24 protein-coding genes are annotated in these 16,762 nt (G+C 65.5%); 13 read left to right on the forward strand and 11 right to left on the reverse strand.

Translation table 11 applies throughout. The features are described 5' to 3' along the window. Positions 1-119: 119 nt before the first annotated feature. The 9 genes from WNM05_RS06060 to WNM05_RS06100 all read left to right on the forward strand — a co-directional run bounded on the left by WNM05_RS06060 (position 120) and on the right by WNM05_RS06100 (position 6,249). On the forward strand, positions 120-911 hold the full coding sequence (locus tag WNM05_RS06060) for an inositol monophosphatase family protein (protein WP_434633404.1): 792 nt from the start codon (positions 120-122) through the stop codon (positions 909-911). Between the two features lie 138 nt (positions 912-1,049). Further along, complete coding sequence (locus WNM05_RS06065; RefSeq protein WP_434633406.1) at positions 1,050-2,516, forward strand: multicopper oxidase family protein; 1,467 nt, start codon at positions 1,050-1,052, stop codon at positions 2,514-2,516. Between the two features lie 48 nt (positions 2,517-2,564). Then, a complete protein-coding gene (locus WNM05_RS06070) occupies positions 2,565-2,891 on the forward strand; it encodes a metal-sensitive transcriptional regulator (RefSeq protein ID WP_434633407.1) in 327 nt (108 codons plus the stop codon). Positions 2,892-2,947: 56 nt separating this feature from the next. Next, positions 2,948-3,244, forward strand: coding sequence for a hypothetical protein (locus tag WNM05_RS06075; RefSeq protein WP_434633408.1), 297 nt, complete (start codon positions 2,948-2,950; stop codon positions 3,242-3,244). 144 nt (positions 3,245-3,388) lie between these two features. Then, a complete protein-coding gene (gene rpsF, locus WNM05_RS06080; protein WP_434633410.1) occupies positions 3,389-3,763 on the forward strand; it encodes a 30S ribosomal protein S6 in 375 nt (124 codons plus the stop codon). Positions 3,764-3,781: 18 nt separating this feature from the next. After that, entirely contained in the window at positions 3,782-4,081 is a 300-nt protein-coding gene (priB, locus tag WNM05_RS06085; RefSeq protein ID WP_434633412.1) for a primosomal replication protein N, read from the forward strand. A gap of 6 nt (positions 4,082-4,087) precedes the next feature. Further along, positions 4,088-4,315 carry a 30S ribosomal protein S18 gene (gene rpsR, locus WNM05_RS06090; protein ID WP_011137185.1) on the forward strand — a complete coding sequence of 76 codons (228 nt, stop codon included), beginning with the start codon at positions 4,088-4,090 and terminating at the stop codon, positions 4,313-4,315. Between the two features lie 19 nt (positions 4,316-4,334). Beyond that, positions 4,335-4,784, forward strand: a complete 450-nt coding sequence (gene rplI, locus WNM05_RS06095; protein WP_434633415.1) for a 50S ribosomal protein L9 — start codon at positions 4,335-4,337, stop codon at positions 4,782-4,784. A gap of 154 nt (positions 4,785-4,938) precedes the next feature. After that, entirely contained in the window at positions 4,939-6,249 is a 1,311-nt protein-coding gene (locus tag WNM05_RS06100; RefSeq protein ID WP_434633417.1) for an anaerobic C4-dicarboxylate transporter family protein, read from the forward strand. A gap of 1 nt (position 6,250) precedes the next feature. Here the strand turns inward: WNM05_RS06100 and WNM05_RS06105 are convergent, their stop codons facing one another. From WNM05_RS06105 to WNM05_RS06115, 3 genes are all read right to left on the reverse strand, one after another. Continuing rightward, positions 6,251-6,580: a DUF2322 family protein gene (locus WNM05_RS06105; protein ID WP_434633419.1), complete on the reverse strand. Its 330-nt coding sequence runs from the start codon at positions 6,578-6,580 to the stop codon at positions 6,251-6,253. 375 nt (positions 6,581-6,955) lie between these two features. Further along, a complete protein-coding gene (locus WNM05_RS06110; protein WP_434633420.1) occupies positions 6,956-7,507 on the reverse strand; it encodes a hydrolase in 552 nt (183 codons plus the stop codon). Positions 7,508-7,570: 63 nt separating this feature from the next. Further along, on the reverse strand, positions 7,571-7,906 hold the full coding sequence (locus tag WNM05_RS06115; protein ID WP_434633422.1) for a DUF7709 family protein: 336 nt from the start codon (positions 7,904-7,906) through the stop codon (positions 7,571-7,573). Positions 7,907-8,001: 95 nt separating this feature from the next. Between WNM05_RS06115 and WNM05_RS06120 the strand changes: the two genes are divergently transcribed. The 3 genes from WNM05_RS06120 (at position 8,002) to WNM05_RS06130 (ending at position 9,860) form a co-directional block, all read left to right on the forward strand. Then, complete coding sequence (locus WNM05_RS06120) at positions 8,002-8,745, forward strand: AraC family transcriptional regulator (protein ID WP_434633425.1); 744 nt, start codon at positions 8,002-8,004, stop codon at positions 8,743-8,745. Between the two features lie 93 nt (positions 8,746-8,838). Further along, the gene (locus WNM05_RS06125; protein WP_434633426.1) at positions 8,839-9,357 is read left to right on the forward strand and encodes a GNAT family N-acetyltransferase; all 519 of its coding nucleotides are present in this window, start codon (positions 8,839-8,841) and stop codon (positions 9,355-9,357) included. Further along, positions 9,354-9,860 (forward strand): GNAT family N-acetyltransferase, encoded by a 507-nt coding sequence (locus WNM05_RS06130; protein WP_434633428.1) that lies wholly within the window; start codon positions 9,354-9,356, stop codon positions 9,858-9,860. Before WNM05_RS06125 ends, WNM05_RS06130 begins: the two co-directional genes overlap by 4 nt. 63 nt (positions 9,861-9,923) lie before the next feature. Here WNM05_RS06130 and WNM05_RS06135 read toward each other — a convergent pair whose 3' ends face one another. Continuing rightward, on the reverse strand, positions 9,924-10,091 hold the full coding sequence (locus WNM05_RS06135) for a hypothetical protein (RefSeq protein WP_434633429.1): 168 nt from the start codon (positions 10,089-10,091) through the stop codon (positions 9,924-9,926). Between the two features lie 177 nt (positions 10,092-10,268). On the opposite strand from WNM05_RS06135, the gene WNM05_RS06140 reads away from it, so the two are divergent. Beyond that, complete coding sequence (locus WNM05_RS06140; protein WP_434633430.1) at positions 10,269-11,168, forward strand: LysR family transcriptional regulator; 900 nt, start codon at positions 10,269-10,271, stop codon at positions 11,166-11,168. A 48-nt stretch (positions 11,169-11,216) separates the two neighbouring features. Here the strand turns inward: WNM05_RS06140 and WNM05_RS06145 are convergent, their stop codons facing one another. From WNM05_RS06145 to WNM05_RS06175, 7 genes are all read right to left on the reverse strand, one after another. Further along, complete coding sequence (locus WNM05_RS06145; protein ID WP_434633432.1) at positions 11,217-11,393, reverse strand: hypothetical protein; 177 nt, start codon at positions 11,391-11,393, stop codon at positions 11,217-11,219. A 208-nt stretch (positions 11,394-11,601) separates the two neighbouring features. After that, positions 11,602-12,843, reverse strand: a complete 1,242-nt coding sequence (locus WNM05_RS06150; RefSeq protein ID WP_434635124.1) for a uracil-xanthine permease family protein — start codon at positions 12,841-12,843, stop codon at positions 11,602-11,604. 44 nt (positions 12,844-12,887) lie between these two features. After that, positions 12,888-13,529, reverse strand: coding sequence for a hypothetical protein (locus tag WNM05_RS06155; protein WP_434633434.1), 642 nt, complete (start codon positions 13,527-13,529; stop codon positions 12,888-12,890). Next, entirely contained in the window at positions 13,526-14,011 is a 486-nt protein-coding gene (locus WNM05_RS06160; RefSeq protein ID WP_434633435.1) for a GNAT family N-acetyltransferase, read from the reverse strand. Before WNM05_RS06160 ends, WNM05_RS06155 begins: the two co-directional genes overlap by 4 nt. A 73-nt stretch (positions 14,012-14,084) precedes the next feature. Then, positions 14,085-14,717 (reverse strand): uracil phosphoribosyltransferase, encoded by a 633-nt coding sequence (gene upp / locus WNM05_RS06165; protein WP_434633437.1) that lies wholly within the window; start codon positions 14,715-14,717, stop codon positions 14,085-14,087. Positions 14,718-14,885: 168 nt separating this feature from the next. Then, the gene (grxD, locus tag WNM05_RS06170; RefSeq protein WP_434633439.1) at positions 14,886-15,197 is read right to left on the reverse strand and encodes a Grx4 family monothiol glutaredoxin; all 312 of its coding nucleotides are present in this window, start codon (positions 15,195-15,197) and stop codon (positions 14,886-14,888) included. Between the two features lie 67 nt (positions 15,198-15,264). After that, positions 15,265-16,632, reverse strand: a complete 1,368-nt coding sequence (locus WNM05_RS06175; RefSeq protein WP_434633442.1) for a chloride channel protein — start codon at positions 16,630-16,632, stop codon at positions 15,265-15,267. Positions 16,633-16,762: the final 130 nt, after the last annotated feature.

Here is a 16,762-nt window from a genome sequence, read left to right on the forward strand (position 1 = left end):
GCAAATACCAAAAGCCCGCGCCCAGCGTCGGGTTTTTTTGTTCCTTAACCCAGATTGTTACCGGCGGGTGTCGCGTCATCGACGGACACCCGCCCATCGTTCAAGTGTAGAGGCCGTCAATGCATCCGATGCTCAATGTCGCGGTTAAAGCCGCCCGCCGCGCAGGCAATGTCATCCAGCGCGCGTCGCTTAACCTCGACGCCATCCGCGTAGAGAAGAAAAAGCACAACGACTTTGTGACCGAGGTGGACCGCGCCGCCGAAGACGCGATCATCAACGTCATTCTCGAAGCCTATCCGAAGCACGCGATTCTAGCAGAAGAGTCCGGCGCCAAAGGCGTCGGTTCCTCCGAGTATGAATGGATCATCGATCCGATCGACGGCACCACCAACTTCCTGCACGGCCACCCGCAGTACGCGATCTCCATCGCGATGGCGCACAAGGGCCAGATCCAGCAGGCGGTGGTCTACGACCCGAACCGCAACGATCTGTTCACCGCCTCGCGCGGCGTCGGCTCCTTCCTCAACGACCGTCGCATCCGCGTCTCCAAGCGTTTCATGATGAACGAGTGCGTAATCGGCACCGGCTTCCCGGTTTCCGATCAGAGCTATATCGACCAGTACCTCGGCATGTTGAAGGACGTGATAGGCAAGACCGCCGGCGTGCGCCGCGAAGGCGCCGCGTCGCTGGACCTGTGCAATGTCGCCTGCGGCCGTACCGAAGGCTTCTTCGAACTGAACCTGAAGCCGTGGGACATCGCGGCCGGCAGCCTGATCGTTCAGGAAGCGGGCGGCATCGTCACCGATCCGACCGGCGAGCAGGGCTGGTTCGAGTCCGGCGACATCGTCGCCGGCAGCCCGAAGGTGCTGGCCCAGCTGCTGCAGCTGCTGGCGCCGCACGTGAGCAAGTAAGCGGACAGCGTTCCGAAAAACGGCAGGCCGGACGGCCTGCCGTTTTTTTATGCCCGCCGCCGCCGCGCGCGGAACTGTTGCCATCGCCGCCGCTCTAGGTTCAATATACCCATGTGGGGTATCCTAACGGAGCATGCGATGCAACGTCGTCAACTGATGCAATGGGGGGCCGCTCTGGCCTTGTCGCCGTGGCTGGTCAGATCGGCATCGGCAGGATCGGCGCGCGCCGCGATGGCGCCGGCGGTCCCGCCGGACGCGGGCGCACTGGGCCTGGTCGGCAGTCTGCCTCTGCCGGAGCCTAAGCGGCTGCCGCTGGAGCGCCGGGACGGCGCGCTGCACGGCTGCCTGAGCGCGTCGGCCGTCAGCCTGCCGCTGCTGCCGGGCAGGCCAGCGACGACGTTCTGGGCATACAACGACAGCGTGCCCGGCCCGGCGATCGAGCTGTTCGAGGGCGAGTCCCTGAGTCTGCGCTTCGACAATCGCCTGCCGCAGCCGACCACCGTGCACTGGCACGGCCTGCCGATTCCGGCCGACCAGGACGGCAATCCGCATGACCCGGTGTTGCCGGGCCAAAGCCGCGACTACCGCTTCTCCTTGCCGCCGGACAGCGCAGGCACGTATTGGTACCACCCGCATCCGCACGGCCATACCGCCGAGCAGGTCTATCGCGGGCTGGCCGGCGTATTCGTCGTCCGGAGCCGCAACGATCCGCTGGCCCACCTGGCCGAGCGCTGGCTGGTGTTGTCGGACCTGAAGCTGGACAGTGACGGCAAGATAGCCGCCAACAGCGAGGCCGACGCGATGGACGGCCGCGAGGGCCAGTTCGTGCTGGTCAACGGCGCGTGGCGGCCCAGGCTGGCGCTGGGGCGCGGAGAGCGCCAGCGCTGGCGTATCTGGAACGCCACCAGCGCGCGGGTGCTGAAGCTGGCCCTGCCGGCGCACGAGGTCTGGCTGGTCGGCACCGACGGTGGCCTGATAGAAAAGCCGCGCCGCGTCGAATCTCTATTGCTGCCGCCGGGCGCGCGCGCCGAGCTGGCCGTCACCGGCCGCTTCGACGCCGGCAAGCCGGCCGGCCTGCTCGCGCTGCCGTATGCGCGCGGCAAGATGATGGGGCCGGAGCAGGACGAGGCCTTGCTCCTGCTCGACATCGAGGCCGGCGCGGCGGTCGAGACGGCGGCGCTGCCGTCCAGGCTGCGGACGATGGCGCCGTTGCCGAAGCCGGCGCTCAGGCGTTCGGTGGTGTTCAGCGAGGACATGAGCAATCCGGCGGCGATGTTCCTGATCAACGGCAGGACTTTCGACATGGACCGGATGGATTTCACCGGCAAGGTCGGCGTGGTGGAGGAGTGGGAAATCGACAACCGGGCCGACATGGACCATCCGTTCCACTTGCACGGCACCCAGTTCCAGGTGACGGAACGGCATGACGGCCGCGGCTGGCGGCGCGAACCGTATCTGGCCTGGCGCGACGTGGTCAACGTGCCGCCGGGGCAGAAGGCGAGGCTGCGCTTCCGTCAGGATCTGCCCGGTCCGCGGATGTTCCATTGCCATATCCTGGAGCACGAGGACGCCGGCATGATGGGCACGCTGGATGTCCGTGCCTAGCGTCGAGGTATCGGCGATAATGCAGGCATCGACTATCCAGGATACGCCATGAACGACGCCCGCCCCCCGCATGAGGAATGCTGTCACGAACACCCGGCCGCCGAGCGCAGCGTGGTGCAGCCGGGCAAGGCGGCGCTGCTGAAGCGGCTGGCGCGGATAGAGGGGCAGGTACGCGGCATCGGCGGCATGATAGAGTCCGACCGCTACTGCGTCGACGTGCTGACCCAGGTGGCGGCGGTGAAGTCGGCGCTGGACGCGGTGGCGCTGCAGTTGCTGGAAAACCACATGAAGGGCTGCGTCGCGCGCGCGCTGCAGCAGGGGGACGCCACCGGCATGGTGACCGAGCTGATCGATGTGGTGAAGAAAGTCCGCTGAGGCGGCAGGCAGTTACCCGAAGCCCGCGGCCGCGGGCTTTTTCACAGGAGTCCGACATGAAGATACTGGCACTCGCGGCGCTGTCGCTGGCCGGCGCCGTCCAGGCGGCGCCGATCCCGTTTGAAACCTATATCCGGCTGCACAGCGGCATGCTGGAGGCCGAACTGGTATCGGTGGCCGGCGCGCCGGACTACAGCAGCGACAGCAATCGGGGCGTCTTGGCCAGCGGCGTGACCACGGTGTCGACGACCCGCCAGCTGAGCTGGCTGGCCAACGGGCAGATTCCGTACACCACCATCGTCACGCTGCGCGACGGCGTGGTGGTCGGCATCAAGCGGGACAAGAAGTTGTAAATCCGCCGCGCCGGCGACGGCCGGGCGGCGGAAAAGGCATCGAAAGTTGCCTGGCCGCGGCAAAGTGCGTAGAATGCTGCGGTTTACTACCTTGCTTTCCGCAAACGCATGGCGGAAGGCTACGAATAGCCAAAAGGAGTTCACATGCGCCATTACGAAATCGTGTTCATCGTGCACCCGGACCAGTCCGAACAGGTTCCGGCCATGATCGAGCGCTACAAGGGCATGGTTCTGGCCGCCGAAGGCAAGATCCATCGTCTGGAAGACTGGGGCCGCCGCCAACTGGCCTACCCGATCCAGAAACTGCACAAGGCTCACTACGTTCTGATGAACGTCGAGTGCCAAGCGGAAACCCTGGCTGAAATCGAGCACGCCTTCAAGTTCAACGACGCCGTTCTGCGCCACCTGACCGTCAAGATGGACCGCGCGATCACCGAAGCGTCCCCGATGATGAAGGACGAAAAGGCGAAGAACCTGCTGGACGCCCAGCCGGCCGCCGAGGCTGAAGCTTCCGCCTAATCGGCGAAGCTCGCGGTCTTGCAGAACCGTCTGCTGCTGACCGTCACGGTCGAACGCGAGGATGCGCTGAGATACACGCCCGCCGGCTTGCCGGTGCTGGAAATGTGGCTCAAGCATCAGTCCCGGCAAAGCGCCGGGGGCTTCGAGCGGGATGTGGCCTGCGAAATACAGGCCGTATGGGTAGGCGAAGAAGTCCGGAAGCATTCCGGAAAGCTGGCGGGACGGGTGATGAACGTCACCGGTTTCCTCAGCCAGCGCAGTCTTCGCAACCCGCGGTTGGTGCTCAATATCGAATACGTTGAATTTGTAAAAGGTTAGTCAAAAATGGCTCGTCAACTCTTCAAGCGCAAGAAGTTCTGCCGCTTCACGGCAGAAGGCATCAAGGAAATCGACTACAAATCCGTTGATCTCCTGAAGGATTTCATCGCCGAAAACGGCAAAATCATCCCGGCTCGCATCACCGGCACCAAGGCCCGCTACCAGCGTCAGCTGACCACCGCTATCAAGCGTGCTCGCTTCCTGGCCTTCCTGCCGTACACCGACCAGCACTAAACCGGGAAAGGAACAAGAGATGCAAATCATCCTGCTCGAAAAAGTGGCCAACCTGGGTCAACTGGGCGACGTGGTCAACGTGAAGAACGGCTTCGCCCGTAACTTCCTGATCCCGCAAGGCAAAGCCAAGCGCGCTACCGAAGCGAACCTGAAAGAGTTCGAAGTTCGTCGCGCCGAACTGGAAGCCAAGCAAGCCGAAATCCTGGCCGACGCCAAGGTTCGCGCCGAGAAGCTGAACGAAGCCGTGATCACCATCGCCCAGAAGGCCGGTGTGGACGGCCGTCTGTTCGGCTCCGTGACCAACGTCGACGTTGCCGAAGCCGTTACCGCTTTCGGCGTCGAAGTGAAGCGTCACGAAGTTCGCCTGCCGAACGGCCCGTTCAAGGCCATCGGCGAGTACGACATCGAGATCGCCCTGCACCACGACGTGGTCACCCCGATCAAGGTTGTCGTGGTCGGCGAAGCCTGATTCCCGTCCGGGAGTCTGCGAAAAAAGCCCGCTTCGGCGGGCTTTTTTGCGTCCGGTTTCCATCCATGAAAATATAAGAAATTACTGATTATCGACAAGTCGCGGTTCGCCCGCGGCTGCGACAATGCGTCTGTCAAAGCTTGCGAGTCGCGCGATGGTTTACCTGCAATTACTGGTGGTGCTCGGCGCCATCTTCATCGGCGTGCGCATGGGCGGCATCGGCCTCGGTGTCACCGGCGGCGCCGGCCTCTTCGTCCTCGTCTTCGTTTTCGGCCTGAAGCCGGGCCATGCGCCGATAGACGTGGTCCTGATCATCATTTCCGTCATCACCGCGTCGGCGGCGCTGCAATCGGCGCGCGGACTCGACTATATGGTCGGCGTGGCCGCCCGTTTGCTACGGCGCAATCCGCGGCACATCGTGCTGCTGGCGCCGCTGGTGGGCTGGCTGTCCACCTTTCTCGCGGGCACCGGCTTCATCGCGCTGGCGCTGATGCCCATCGTCGTCGAGGTGGCCGAAAAGACCGGCATCCGGCCGGAACGGCCGTTGGCCGGCCTGACGGTGGCATCGCAGAACGCCATCGTCGCCTGTCCGGTCTCGGCCGCGACGGTCGCGCTGGCCACGGTGCTGGCGCCGCACGGCGTCGCGCTGACCGACATCATCATGATCAGTATTCCGGCGACGCTGCTGGGGGCGCTGGCGGGCGGCGCGGCGATGCTGCGCTACGGCCGCGAGCTGGCCGACGATCCGGTCTGCCGCAGCAAGCCGGCGGACGGCGGCATCGGCCGGCCGCAGGGCGGGGCGGACGAGGTCTTGCCGCGCACCGCCGCCTGGTCGGTTTACGGCTTTCTGTTGACGGTGGCGCTCATCGTGCTGCTGGCGGCGATGCCGCGGCTGCGGCCGGCCTGGCCGGGCGCGGGCGGCATCGAGCCGCTCGCGATGGTGGACCTGATCCAGATGTGCATGTTGGGGTATGCCGCGCTGGCGGCGCTGCTGTGCAAGGCGGACCTGCGGGACATGGTGTCCGGCGCGATGTTCCGCTCCGGCGCGGTGGCTGCGGTGACGATACTGGGCGCGGCCTGGATGAGCGACACCTTCATCCAGGCCAATCTGCCGCTGTTCAAGCACAATATCGTCGGCATCGTCGCATCGGCGCCGTGGCTGTTCGCCTTCGCGGTGTTCGCGATGGCGGTGATCCTGTTCAGCCAGGGAGCGACCACCAAGGTGATGATGCCGCTGGGCGTGTCGCTGGGGATCGCGTCGCCGGTGCTGATCGCCATCTTTCCGGCGGTGGTCGGCGTCTACGTGCTGCCCAGCTATCCCAGCCTGATCGCGGCGGTGGAGATCGATTACACCGGCAGCACCCGCATCGGCCGCTGGGTGTTCAACCACAGCTTCATCGTGCCGGGGCTGGTGAGCACCGTGGTGTCGATCGCGGCGGGTTTCGCCTTGCTGGCGCTTCGATGATTCAGCCTTCGGCCTCGAGCACCACGCGGGCGCGCAGGCCGGGCGCGCCGTGTTCGGCGATGGCCAGCAGGCGATCGATGTTCGGGTGGCTGCCCGGTTCGGCGCGGGCCGCGGCGGTGTGCTCGGCGAACAATTCCAGGCCCTCGCGCGCGGCCTTGCGGTCGATATGGCCGTGGCGCTTGATCAGCGCGTGGTAGACGCGGACCGAGCCGGCGGTGCCGGGCCGGTTTTCCAGCCGGTGTATCGCTTCGCCTTCGGCGCTGAGCAGCACGATGGCGGCGATGCCGTCGACGGAGGGCAGGGTGGTCAGCTGTTCCTGGAACGAAGTCATGGTCATTCTCCTTGTTATGGGTGTTGCCTGTCCGGATAGGATAAGGGCTAAAGATGACAGTTCCAGTGCTTATCTGTCAGTGCCGTGTCGCCAATTGTTAAATTTTGTTTCATTTTGGTGCCATGTAATGAATATTGCACCGTGTTGGTGCATTCGCAGGCGCCGCGCGCGCTGAAATGGCTGTTTGAAACGGTGTTACAGGGTTCGCGACGCTGGCACGGGGTTTGCTTTATCCAGACCCAGCTAGTGAGCAGGGCCGCAAGGCCCGCTGCGCCAGTCTGCAAAGGGGAGGATGAGAGCGGCCAAGCCGCCGTTGAACGGGGTTGTCGAAGAGGTAAGCTTCGGCAGCCCCGATTCATTTCTGCGAACAGGTTCTCAGGGCTGCTCGCCGATCAGATAGCGCTGGCTCATCAGCTTGAAGTGCTCGCCGCCCGATTTTTCCAGCAGTTCGAACAACACCATTTCGCGGCTGACGATGACGGCGCCGGCCGTGCGCATCCGTTCCACCGCCAGTTCGATGTCGGCGGGCTTGCGGCTGGAGATCGCGTCGGCGGCGACGAAGACCTGCTTGCCGGCGGCGAGCAGCTCGATCACGGTCTGCAGCACGCAAACGTGAGCCTCCATGCCGCAGACGATGATCTGCCGCTTCTCCATCAGCGCCGGCGGCAGGCAGCCGGCGGCGACGCAGGAGAAGTGCAGCTTGTCCACCACGTCGGCCTCGGGAGCCGCCTCGCGCAGCGCGGCCAGCGTGCCGCCCAGGCCCCGCGGGTATTGCTCGGAAAACGCGATCGGCAGCCCGTGGTCGCGGGCTACCCCCACCAGCCAGCGGCTGCGCGCCAGCAGTCCGTCGGCGTCGTGCACCGCCGGCAGCAGCTTGTCCTGGATATCCACCACCAATAGGCCGGCTTCCCGTCTTTGCATCAGCATGATCCGCTCCTGTCGATATCAGGCGATAGCTTAACCGCAAAGCCGGATTTCGGCAGCGGCTAATTATGCCGATGTGTTTTCGTCTTGCCGCGCCAGCCAGCGCGCGGCCATCTCGCCGACCAGGCGGCGGCCGGGATTGTCGCCGCGCGTCCATTCCGCCGGCGGGAACAGATCGAACAGGCCGACCTTGAACAGCGTCGGCACCGCGAGCTCCAGCTGGCTTTCCACTTCGCCGCGCTCGCCGCGGTTGTAGGCGGCGATATTGACCAGCATCGTCGCGACGGTGCCGGTCTGCACCGTGCTGCCGTCGCGCAGCCTCACCGCCGGCAGCGTCTCGCCGTCGGCGATGACCTTGCGGTTGATTTCGGACAGGGCGTCGGTATGTTGAACCGAATTCATGGCGATCTCCTTGCGTTGAGTGAGCGCCCAGTATCGCGCTGGCGTCATCGGCCCGCTTTCCATATAGTGCCAATAGATATCGACAGAGGGCCAATATGGAACGAGCGATCATTCCGGGCTTGTCGGTGGCGGCGCTCAAACGCGGCGTCGGCGACCACACCGCGCGTCATGCCCATGCCGTCGGGCAACTGGCCTGGGCGAGCGAGGGCGCGCTGGAACTGGAGGCCGACGACAGGCGGGTACTGCTGCCGGCCGGCTGCGTCGGCTGGATTCCGCCGGGCATGCCGCACGGCGCGCATTACCACGGCGAGCTGCGCGGCTGGAGCCTGCTGCTGGACCCCGGCTGGCTGCCGGCCTTGCGGCCGGAGCTGGCGGTGTGGCGGGCCTCTCCGCTGCTGAAGGGGGTGTTGCTGAGGCTGGGCGCCTGGCCGGAGCAGGCCGGCGGGGAGGCGGCCGCGCGACTGGTCGCCGTGCTGGCCGACGAGCTGGCCTGGGCCGAGCCCTACCCGGCAAGCCTGGCCTGGCCGACGCGCCCGGCGCTGCGCAAGCTGGCCGAGGCCTTGCTGAGCGATCCATCGCAGGACTGGGATTTGCAGCGCTGGGCCGAGCATGTCGGCATGTCGCGGCGCAGCCTGATCCGCCATTTCCGCGCCGAGACCGGCATGGGGGTCGCCGAATGGCGGGAGCGGCTGCGCATGCTGCGGGCCAGGGCGCTGCTGGCCGAGGGACGGTCGGTCGGCTACTGCGCGGCGGAGTTGGGCTATGCGAGCAGCAGCGCTTTCATCGTCGCCTTCCGTCGCTGTTTCGGCGAGACGCCGGGGCGCTATTTGTCGGCCTGAAAATTATATTGCAATGCACAATAGTTATTTGGCATGATGATCTGCCGGGCCTGGCGGCGATCCCGCCCGTGCCCATCAACTCAGGAGACCATCATGTCCCAGTCCTATCTGATCCGTTCGGTCGAGCCGTCCGACGCCGCCGCCATACACCGCATCAAGACGTCCCCCGGCGTCTATCCCGACACGCTGCAGCTGCCTTACCAGTCCTTGTCGGCCACCGAGAAGCAGCTGAGCAGCCGTCCCGCAAACATCCATCAGCTGGTGGCCTGTGCCGCCGACGGCGAGGTGGTCGGCTCGGTCGGCCTGATCGTCAACGAGGGCATGCGGGTGCGCCACAGCGCCGATTTGTTCCTGGTGGTGCGCGACGACTGGCAGGGCAAAGGCGTCGGCGGCGCGCTGATGCGCGCCATCGTCGACCTGGCCGACAACTGGCTGGGGCTGATACGCATCGAGCTGAAGGTCGTGCACGACAATGCGCGCGCGATCGCCTTGTACGAGAAGTCCGGTTTCGAGTACGAGGGCAGGCTGCGCCGGGAGCAGCTGCGCGCCGGCAAGCTGGAGGACGTGCTGGTGATGGGCAGGTTGAACTGGCCGCAGAGGGGGGAGGCATGAACCCGTTCCGCATCCGCCACCTGGAGCCCGACGACGCGGCCGATCTGCGGGAGCTGGCCGCCGATCCGTCGGTGTACGGCAATACGCTGCAGCTGCCTTATCCGTCGGCCGGCGCGATGGCGGCCAGAGTGGCCAGGCAGTTGGGCGCCGGGCGCCATCAGCTGGTCTGCGAGGCGGACGGCAAGGTGGTCGGCAGCGCCGCTCTGTGGCGCTTCGACGAGGCGAGGCTGGCGCATATCGGCGGCCTCGGCATCAATGTCCACCGCGACTGGCAGCGGCGCGGCGCAGGCAGGCTGCTGATGGCCGCGCTGCTCGATCTGGCCGACAACTGGATAGGTCTGAGGCGGATGGAACTGACCGTCTATCCCGACAATGCGGCGGCGCTGGCCTTGTACCGACGCTTCGGTTTCGTCGAGGAGGCTAGGCTGCGCGCGCATTCCTTGCGCGACGGCGCCTATCGCGACGTCCTGCTGATGGGACGCCTGCGCGGCGACCGCGCCTGAGTCGGAATGAAAAAGCGCCGCGGACCATATGGTCCGCGGCGCTTTTTTCTTGCCGGCAGGCGATTACTTCTGGGCCGGAGCCTGTTGTTGCACCTGCTGGGCCTGGCCTTGCAGCTGGGCGTCCATGCGCTCGCGCATCGCCTTCATATTGTTGTAGCCGTCGCTGCCCGCCATGGCGGCGCCGGACAGCAGGATCAGGGACAGGGCGGCGAGGGTGGTTTGCTTCAGCATGATGGTTTCCTTTTGCGGTGTGTTGTGCCAGCAAATGGTTATGCATCAAAATTATTGATGCCTTACCGATGTCTGGGCTGGCTTCTTGTGACGTGATTCATTATATTTCGAAGAATTCAGCGATAAAATTGGAAAGAACAGAATGAAGTATTCAAATAAATTGAAGTTAGTGTCTCGATGAAGCTGACACTGGAGGCCTTGCAGGTGCTGGACGCGATCGAACAGCACGGCAGTTTCGCCGCGGCGGCCGAGGCACTGTTCAAGGTGCCGTCGGCGCTGACCTATACGGTGCAGAAGCTGGAGCAGGGACTGGGCGTGGCCATCTACGACCGCAGCGGCCACCGCGCCCGGCTGACGCCGGCCGGCGAGCGGCTGCTGCGCGACGGCCGCCACCTGCTGGACGCGGCGCGCCAGCTGGAGTTGCGCGTCAGCAAGCAGGCCCAGGGCTGGGAGGACACGCTGCGCATCGTCGTCGGCGACCTGGTCGGCTTCGAGCAGCTGCTGCCGTCGATAGCGGACTTCGACCAGCTGCAGGTGGACACCCGGTTGTATTTCATACGCGAGAGCTTCGGCGGCATCTGGGACGCGCTGTACGACGACCGCGCCGACCTGGTGATAGGCGCGCCGAACCAGCCGCCTCCCGGCGATTATTTCACCCGAAATATCGGCGATTACGATTTCGTGCTGGTGGCGGCGGCCGGCCATCCGCTGGCGGCGGAGGCGGAGCCGGTGCCGCCGCACGTGCTGCGCCGCCATCGCGCGGTGGCGGTCGGCGACACCTCTCGCCGCCTGCCGGCGCGCACCGGCGGCCTGCTGGAAGGCCAGCAGGTGCTGACGGTGCACAGCAGCCAGGCCAAGCTGAAGGCCATCGTCGCCGGACTGGGCAGCGGCCATCTGCCGCGCTCGCATGTGCAGGCCTATCTGGACGACGGCCAGCTGGTGGAGAAGGCGGAGGAGGAAAGCGGCAGTTTTCCGCCTATGTGCTTCGCCTGGAGGCTGGAGCAGCCGGGCCGCGCGTTGCAATGGTTCATCCAGCGGCTGGAGCGGGCGGTGGCGGCGGGGGAGTTGAGCATTTAGCGGGAAGGGAAAACGCCTGCCGGTTTCGACGGCAGGCGTGGCCGGGTATCAGCGGTCGGACGGGATGGCGTTGGATTGCGGCACCGCCGGCTCCGGCAGATTGTGCATCTGCGCGTTCATCCTGCCCCGCATCGCCCACATCACCGACAGGCCGTCGCTGCCGGCCATCGCTGAGGCGGAGAGAAGAAGCAGGGACAGGCTGGAAACGACTATGGTCTTCAACATGGCTATTCCTCGTTCAATGCTTGGAATCAGGCCGTGTCAAGCCGCTGTGGGCAGGTGAAGCTGGTTTGGGCAGCAGTTTGGCTCCGGTCGGCGGCGCCGCGGCGCATGGCCGCGGCGCTGATTGTCAGTGTAGGCCGGGTCAGGCCGATTGACATGTCGACAGTTGTGAATAAATTTAAAAATCAACAGGCTGCGCAAGCATCCGGTGTCAGATGTCCTGACCCTCGACGATGCCGTCATGGCTGGCGGCGTGACGCGGCAGGATCAGGTTCAGCACGATGGCCAGCAAGGAGCACAGGCCGACGCCGGACAGCGCGAAGTCGCCCAGCTTCAGCGTCAGCCCGCCGATGCCGGCGGTCAGCACCACCGAGATGATCACCAGGTTGCGGGGCTCCATCAGGTCGACCTTGGCTTCGATCAGCGTCTTCAGGCCGATGGAGGCGATGGTGCCGAACAAGAGCACCATGATGCCGCCCATCACCGGCATCGGGATCGATTGCAGCAGCGCGTTGAATTTGCCGAAGAAGGCCATGCAGATGGCGAACACCGCCGCCCAGCTCATCGTCACCGGGTTGAAGTTGCGGGTGATCATCACCGCGCCGGTCACTTCGGCGTAGGTGGTCACCGGGGGGCCGCCGATCAGGCCGGCCATGCAGACGCCGAGGCCGTCGCCGGCCAGCGTGCGGTGCAGGCCGGGCGTCTTGGTGTAATCGTTGCCGGTGACGCCGCCTATCGCCATCACGCCGCCGATGTGCTCGATGGCCGGGGCGATGGCCACCGGCAGCATGAAGGCCGCCGCCGCCCAGTTGACTTCCGGGCTGTGGAAGGTCGGCGCCGCGAACCACGGCGCGGCGGCCAGCTTGGCGAAATCGACCACGCCGAGCAGGCTGGCCGCGATATAGCCGGCGACGACGCCGGCCAGTATCGGCACCAGCTTGAACATGCCGCGGGCGTAGATGGACACGACGATGGTGGTGGCCAGAGAAATGGCCGCCAGCAGCAGCGAGGTCTCGTACGGCAGCACCTGCTTGCCGCCGGCCTGGCCCATCGCCATGCCGGAGGCCGCGGTGGCGACCGACAGGCCTATGATCATGATCACCGGGCCGATCACCACCGGCGGCAGCAGCTTGTTGACCAGCTCCATGCCGCGCCAGCGGACGATGGCGGCGAACACGAAGTACATGAAGCCGGCGGCGAACAGGCCGAACATCGTCGCGCCCGGACCCCAGGTGTGCATCGAGTAGATGATGGGGCCGATGAAGGCGAAGGAGGAACCGAGGAAAATCGGCACCTGGCGTCCCGTGCAGGCCTGGAACAGCAGGGTGCCGAGGCCGGCGCCGAGCAGCGCCATCGCCGGATTCAGGCCGGTGAGCAGCGGCACCAGAACCAGCGCGCCGAAGGCGACGAACAGGATCTGGGCGCCGGACACCGCCAGCTTCAGTTGTTGCATCATCATTCTTCCTTGGTTTTCGTTTTGTAATCGTAAACAGGCGCTCACACGGTGCAGTACATCACCGCCTGCGCCAGCGTGTTGTCCACATCCGCGGCCACCGCGCTGCGGCTGCGGAAGTCCAGCACCATCTTTTGCACCGCCTGATAGCATTCGTAGTTCGGCCTGGACTGGTAATGGATGTCGACGCCGAGGCGCGCCGCCACCTTCTTCACCGTCGTCGGCTTGACGCAGACGTGGCGCCGCGGGTCGAAGCAGGCGAGGAAGCAGCTGACGATAGGCCACTTGGCTGCGTTGGCCTTGGGATCCATCCGCGCCATGGCCAGCGTGTCGACGTAGGCGGCGAAGCTGTCCGGGCCGAAATCATGCAGGACATCGCGCAAGGCCTGGACGAAGGGCAGGTTCAGGTCGCGCTGGTCCATGTAGTTGCGGAAGGCGATCTTCTCGAAGGTGCTGACCGTGGTGGCCAGCGAGATGATCTGACGACAGGCCTGGGTGGCGTCGGCCAGCCTGCCGCCGGCGAGCGCCGCGTCCAGCTTGTCCCGGCTCAGTTCGCTCTGGCACAGCGCCTCGGCCTTGCCGTAGCTCTTGTGCTTGCGCGCCAGCGTCTGCCAGTCGGGGTCCTGGAAGCCGCCGGGGAAGCGGGCGAGGAAATCGGCGTCTATCGCGGCGTAGCGGTCCATCATTGCGCGGCTCCTGACAGGGATTTGCTCATGATCTGGGATTGGGCTGCGAGTCCGTGGCGGGCGTAGAACGCCAGCGCCTCCCGGTTGAACTGCATCACTTCCAGCCGGAGTTCGTCGGCATCTTGCCGGCGGCCCCAGTTCTCGACGGCGGCGAGCAGCAGCGAGCCTATGCCTTGTCCCCGGTGCGCCTCGTCCACCACGATGGTGCCGATCCGGCAGATGTGGCGGGGCTGCAGGAACGGCAGCGGCGGCGAGGCCTGCAATTGCGCGGCGGCGAAGGCCCGGACTTCGCCCTCATGCTCGGCCAGCAGCATCGCGCGGTCTTCGCCTTCCATCCGTTCGGCCCAGAAGGCGCGATCGGCGTCGGCGTCCGCCTCGTCCCGGAACAGCTCCGGCAAGGCCTGGTGGTGTTGGCGGTTGATCTGCCGCGCCAGGCGGCAGATGGCGTCCAGATCCTGCTCGTCGGCCTTGCGTATCAGCATGAGGCTATCCCCGGGTTTGCAAAAAAGCCGCCGGCTGCGTGGGCAACGGGCGGCTGCTTGACGGTCATGGCGATCAGGCCTGCTTGGTGCCGAAGATCTTGTCGCCGGCGTCGCCGAGTCCGGGAATGATGTAGCCGTGCTCGTTCAGATGGCTGTCCAGCGAGGCGGCGTAGATCTGCACGTCCGGGTGGGCGTCGTTGACGATCTTCACGCCTTCGGGCGCCGCGACCATCACCACGGCCTTGATCTGCTTGCAGCCATTGCGCTTCAGCAGGTCTATCGTCGCGACCAGCGAGCCGCCGGTGGCCAGCATCGGGTCGATGATGATGGCGATGCGTTCGTCCAGGTTGCCGACGAATTTCTCGAAATAGGACACCGGCTCCAGCGTCTCTTCGTTGCGGGCCAGGCCGACCACGCTGATCTTGGCCGACGGCACCAGGTCCAGCACGCCGTCCAGCATGCCGATGCCGGCGCGCAGTATCGGCACCACGGTGACCTTCTTGCCCTTGATCTGCTTGACGTCTATCTTGCCGCACCAGCCGTCGATGGCGACGCTCTCCAGTTCGAAGTCGCGGGTGGCCTCGTAGGCGAGCAGCCGCGCCAGTTCCTGGGTCAGCTGGCGGAACTTCATGGTGCTGGTGTCGGCCTCGCGCAACAGTCCCAGCTTGTGTTGTACCAGCGGATGATCGACGATGGTGATGTTCAATTTCGGCTCCCTACCTTGGCAAAAAGCTGCTTGCCGGCGGCGGCAAACAGCTTTCAATAGATATGACAGCGGCAGCCGCAAGGCTGCCGTCGGTGGTATGGGGCATCATTCTAACGCGGATGAGCGCCAAAACGCAAAACCCGGCCGGGGCCGGGTTGCTGGAAAAGCTTACAGGTCTTTCAGCAGGTCCTGCAGTTCGCCGTTCTGGAACATCTCGTACATGATGTCCGAACCGCCGACGAATTCGCCTTTGACGTACAGCTGCGGAATGGTCGGCCAGTTCGAGTAGTCCTTGATGCCCTGGCGGATGTCCGGGTCGCGCAGCACGTCGACGGTCAGGAAGTTCTCGACGCCACAGGCCTTCAGGATCTGCACCGCGCGCGACGAGAAGCCGCACTGCGGGAACTGGGCGGAACCCTTCATGAACAGCACCACCTGGTTGGCGGTGACGGTCTGCTGGATATCTTGTTGAATCGACATGTATTGAATCCTTGCTGTTGGCCGGCGGTTTGCCGCCGGAAATACCCGATCTTTTCAATAAGTTATTCTACGTGCGGGCGGCAGGCTGGTCAATTTGGCCCGCCCTGGCCTGCCATTGCGGCAGGAAGAGCCGAACCTGGCCTTCGTACAGCGCGCGGCGCGTCACCAGCCGCGACACCGACGCCGCCAGCAGCGCGGTGGCCATCAACGGGATGATCATGCCGGAGGTGTCGGTCATTTCCATCACGATGACGAAACCGGTCATCGGCGCCCGCGTCATGCCGGCGAAGAAGCCGACCATGCCCAGCAGCACCACCATGGTCTGCGGCGCCGACGGCAGCAGCGCGGCCATATTGAGACCGAAGCCGGCGCCGACGGCCAGCGACGGCGCGAACATGCCGCCGGGGACCGCGCTGATATTGCTGATGAACATGGACAGCAGCTTCAGCACGCCGTAGTCCTGCAGTGCCGCGCCGTGTCCCTCGAGAATGTCGCGGGCGCGGAAGTAGCCGGTGCCGAAGGTGCTGCCGTGGCTGACGATGCCTATCACCGCCAGCGCCAGGCCGCAGCCGGCGGCGAAGCGCACCGGGTAGCGCACGCGCCAGCCGTGCAGCGGGCCGGGCAGCCGTTGGGACAGCGCCAGCAGCACGCGGCAGGCCAGGCCGCCGAGGACGCCGCCGATGACGCCGCATACCGGGATGGCCAGCCAGGCCTGCCGGCTGTCCATCGCCACGTGGACGATGCCGAAGTAGCTGTAGTTGCCGTTGATGGCGAAGGTGGTCAGGCCGGCGACGATGACCGACAGCAGTATCGTCGAGCTGGCGCGCATGTCGAAGGCGCGCCCCATTTCCTCTATCGCGAACACGATGCCGGCCAGCGGAGCGTTGAATGCCGCAGCCACGCCGGCGGCGCCGCCTGCCAGGATATAGCTGCGCGCGGCGCTGTCGTAACGCCGGGCCGCCTGCCGGTTCAGCGAGTACTTGATCGCCGCGCCGACCTGGACGATGGGACCCTCGTAACCGAAGGTGGCGCCGGAACTGATGCCTATCAGCGTCAGCAGCACCTTGCCGAAGGCCGCCTTCAGCGTGAAGCAGTATTCACGCAGCTTGCCCATGCCGGGCTCCAGCGCCGCGATCGACTGCGGAATGCCGCCGCCGGCGGAGCTGGGGAAGAAGCGCTGCATGATCCAGATCGCCAGCGCCAGGCCGGCCGGCGTGATCAGCAGGCTCCAGTACGGCGACGCGTCGTAGGCCTTGAAGAACAGGTCGTGCGACAGGTGGCTGCCCTGGGCGAACACATAGGCGACGACCCCGATCAGAATGGCCGCGATCCAGACCGGCACCTGCCGCTGCCATTGAGCGGCGGACAGGTAGAGATGGCGCAGGCGGCGGTTGACGCGCTGGCGTCTGGAACGATGGAGTGGACGATCCTGCATCGGCTGGCGGCTCTCATGCGGCGAAGCGGGGACTCCGCCGGTGTCGATTATTTTTGTCTAATATACGCTCTGTCGTCGCCGAGTACGAGCGCGGTCCGCCTGTGCGCGGCAAGCGGGCCGCCGGTCGACG

The sequence above is a fragment of the Chromobacterium sp. CV08 genome, from assembly GCF_051129845.1.
Classification (GTDB): Bacteria; Pseudomonadota; Gammaproteobacteria; order Burkholderiales; family Chromobacteriaceae; genus Chromobacterium.

Bases quoted from the DNA above. Each gene is read 5' to 3' on its own strand.
- WNM05_RS06105 (WP_434633419.1), bottom strand. From the start codon at position 6,580: ATGACTTCGTTCCAGGAACAGCTGACCACCCTGCCCTCCGTCGACGGC.
- WNM05_RS06135 (WP_434633429.1), bottom strand. From the start codon at position 10,091: ATGCTGAAGCAAACCACCCTCGCCGCCCTGTCCCTGATCCTGCTGTCC.
- WNM05_RS06150 (WP_434635124.1), bottom strand. From the start codon at position 12,843: ATGCAACAACTGAAGCTGGCGGTGTCCGGCGCCCAGATCCTGTTCGTC.
- rpsF (WP_434633410.1), top strand. From the start codon at position 3,389: ATGCGCCATTACGAAATCGTGTTCATCGTGCACCCGGACCAGTCCGAA.
- grxD (WP_434633439.1), bottom strand. From the start codon at position 15,197: ATGTCGATTCAACAAGATATCCAGCAGACCGTCACCGCCAACCAGGTG.
- WNM05_RS06130 (WP_434633428.1), top strand. From the start codon at position 9,354: ATGAACCCGTTCCGCATCCGCCACCTGGAGCCCGACGACGCGGCCGAT.
- WNM05_RS06115 (WP_434633422.1), bottom strand. From the start codon at position 7,906: ATGAATTCGGTTCAACATACCGACGCCCTGTCCGAAATCAACCGCAAG.
- WNM05_RS06065 (WP_434633406.1), top strand. From the start codon at position 1,050: ATGCAACGTCGTCAACTGATGCAATGGGGGGCCGCTCTGGCCTTGTCG.
- WNM05_RS06110 (WP_434633420.1), bottom strand. From the start codon at position 7,507: ATGCTGATGCAAAGACGGGAAGCCGGCCTATTGGTGGTGGATATCCAG.
- WNM05_RS06160 (WP_434633435.1), bottom strand. From the start codon at position 14,011: ATGCTGATACGCAAGGCCGACGAGCAGGATCTGGACGCCATCTGCCGC.
- rplI (WP_434633415.1), top strand. From the start codon at position 4,335: ATGCAAATCATCCTGCTCGAAAAAGTGGCCAACCTGGGTCAACTGGGC.
- WNM05_RS06060 (WP_434633404.1), top strand. From the start codon at position 120: ATGCATCCGATGCTCAATGTCGCGGTTAAAGCCGCCCGCCGCGCAGGC.
- WNM05_RS06070 (WP_434633407.1), top strand. From the start codon at position 2,565: ATGAACGACGCCCGCCCCCCGCATGAGGAATGCTGTCACGAACACCCG.
- rpsR (WP_011137185.1), top strand. From the start codon at position 4,088: ATGGCTCGTCAACTCTTCAAGCGCAAGAAGTTCTGCCGCTTCACGGCA.
- WNM05_RS06145 (WP_434633432.1), bottom strand. From the start codon at position 11,393: ATGTTGAAGACCATAGTCGTTTCCAGCCTGTCCCTGCTTCTTCTCTCC.
- WNM05_RS06100 (WP_434633417.1), top strand. From the start codon at position 4,939: ATGGTTTACCTGCAATTACTGGTGGTGCTCGGCGCCATCTTCATCGGC.
- WNM05_RS06155 (WP_434633434.1), bottom strand. From the start codon at position 13,529: ATGATGGACCGCTACGCCGCGATAGACGCCGATTTCCTCGCCCGCTTC.
- WNM05_RS06175 (WP_434633442.1), bottom strand. From the start codon at position 16,632: ATGCAGGATCGTCCACTCCATCGTTCCAGACGCCAGCGCGTCAACCGC.
- WNM05_RS06140 (WP_434633430.1), top strand. From the start codon at position 10,269: ATGAAGCTGACACTGGAGGCCTTGCAGGTGCTGGACGCGATCGAACAG.
- WNM05_RS06120 (WP_434633425.1), top strand. From the start codon at position 8,002: ATGGAACGAGCGATCATTCCGGGCTTGTCGGTGGCGGCGCTCAAACGC.
- WNM05_RS06075 (WP_434633408.1), top strand. From the start codon at position 2,948: ATGAAGATACTGGCACTCGCGGCGCTGTCGCTGGCCGGCGCCGTCCAG.
- WNM05_RS06125 (WP_434633426.1), top strand. From the start codon at position 8,839: ATGTCCCAGTCCTATCTGATCCGTTCGGTCGAGCCGTCCGACGCCGCC.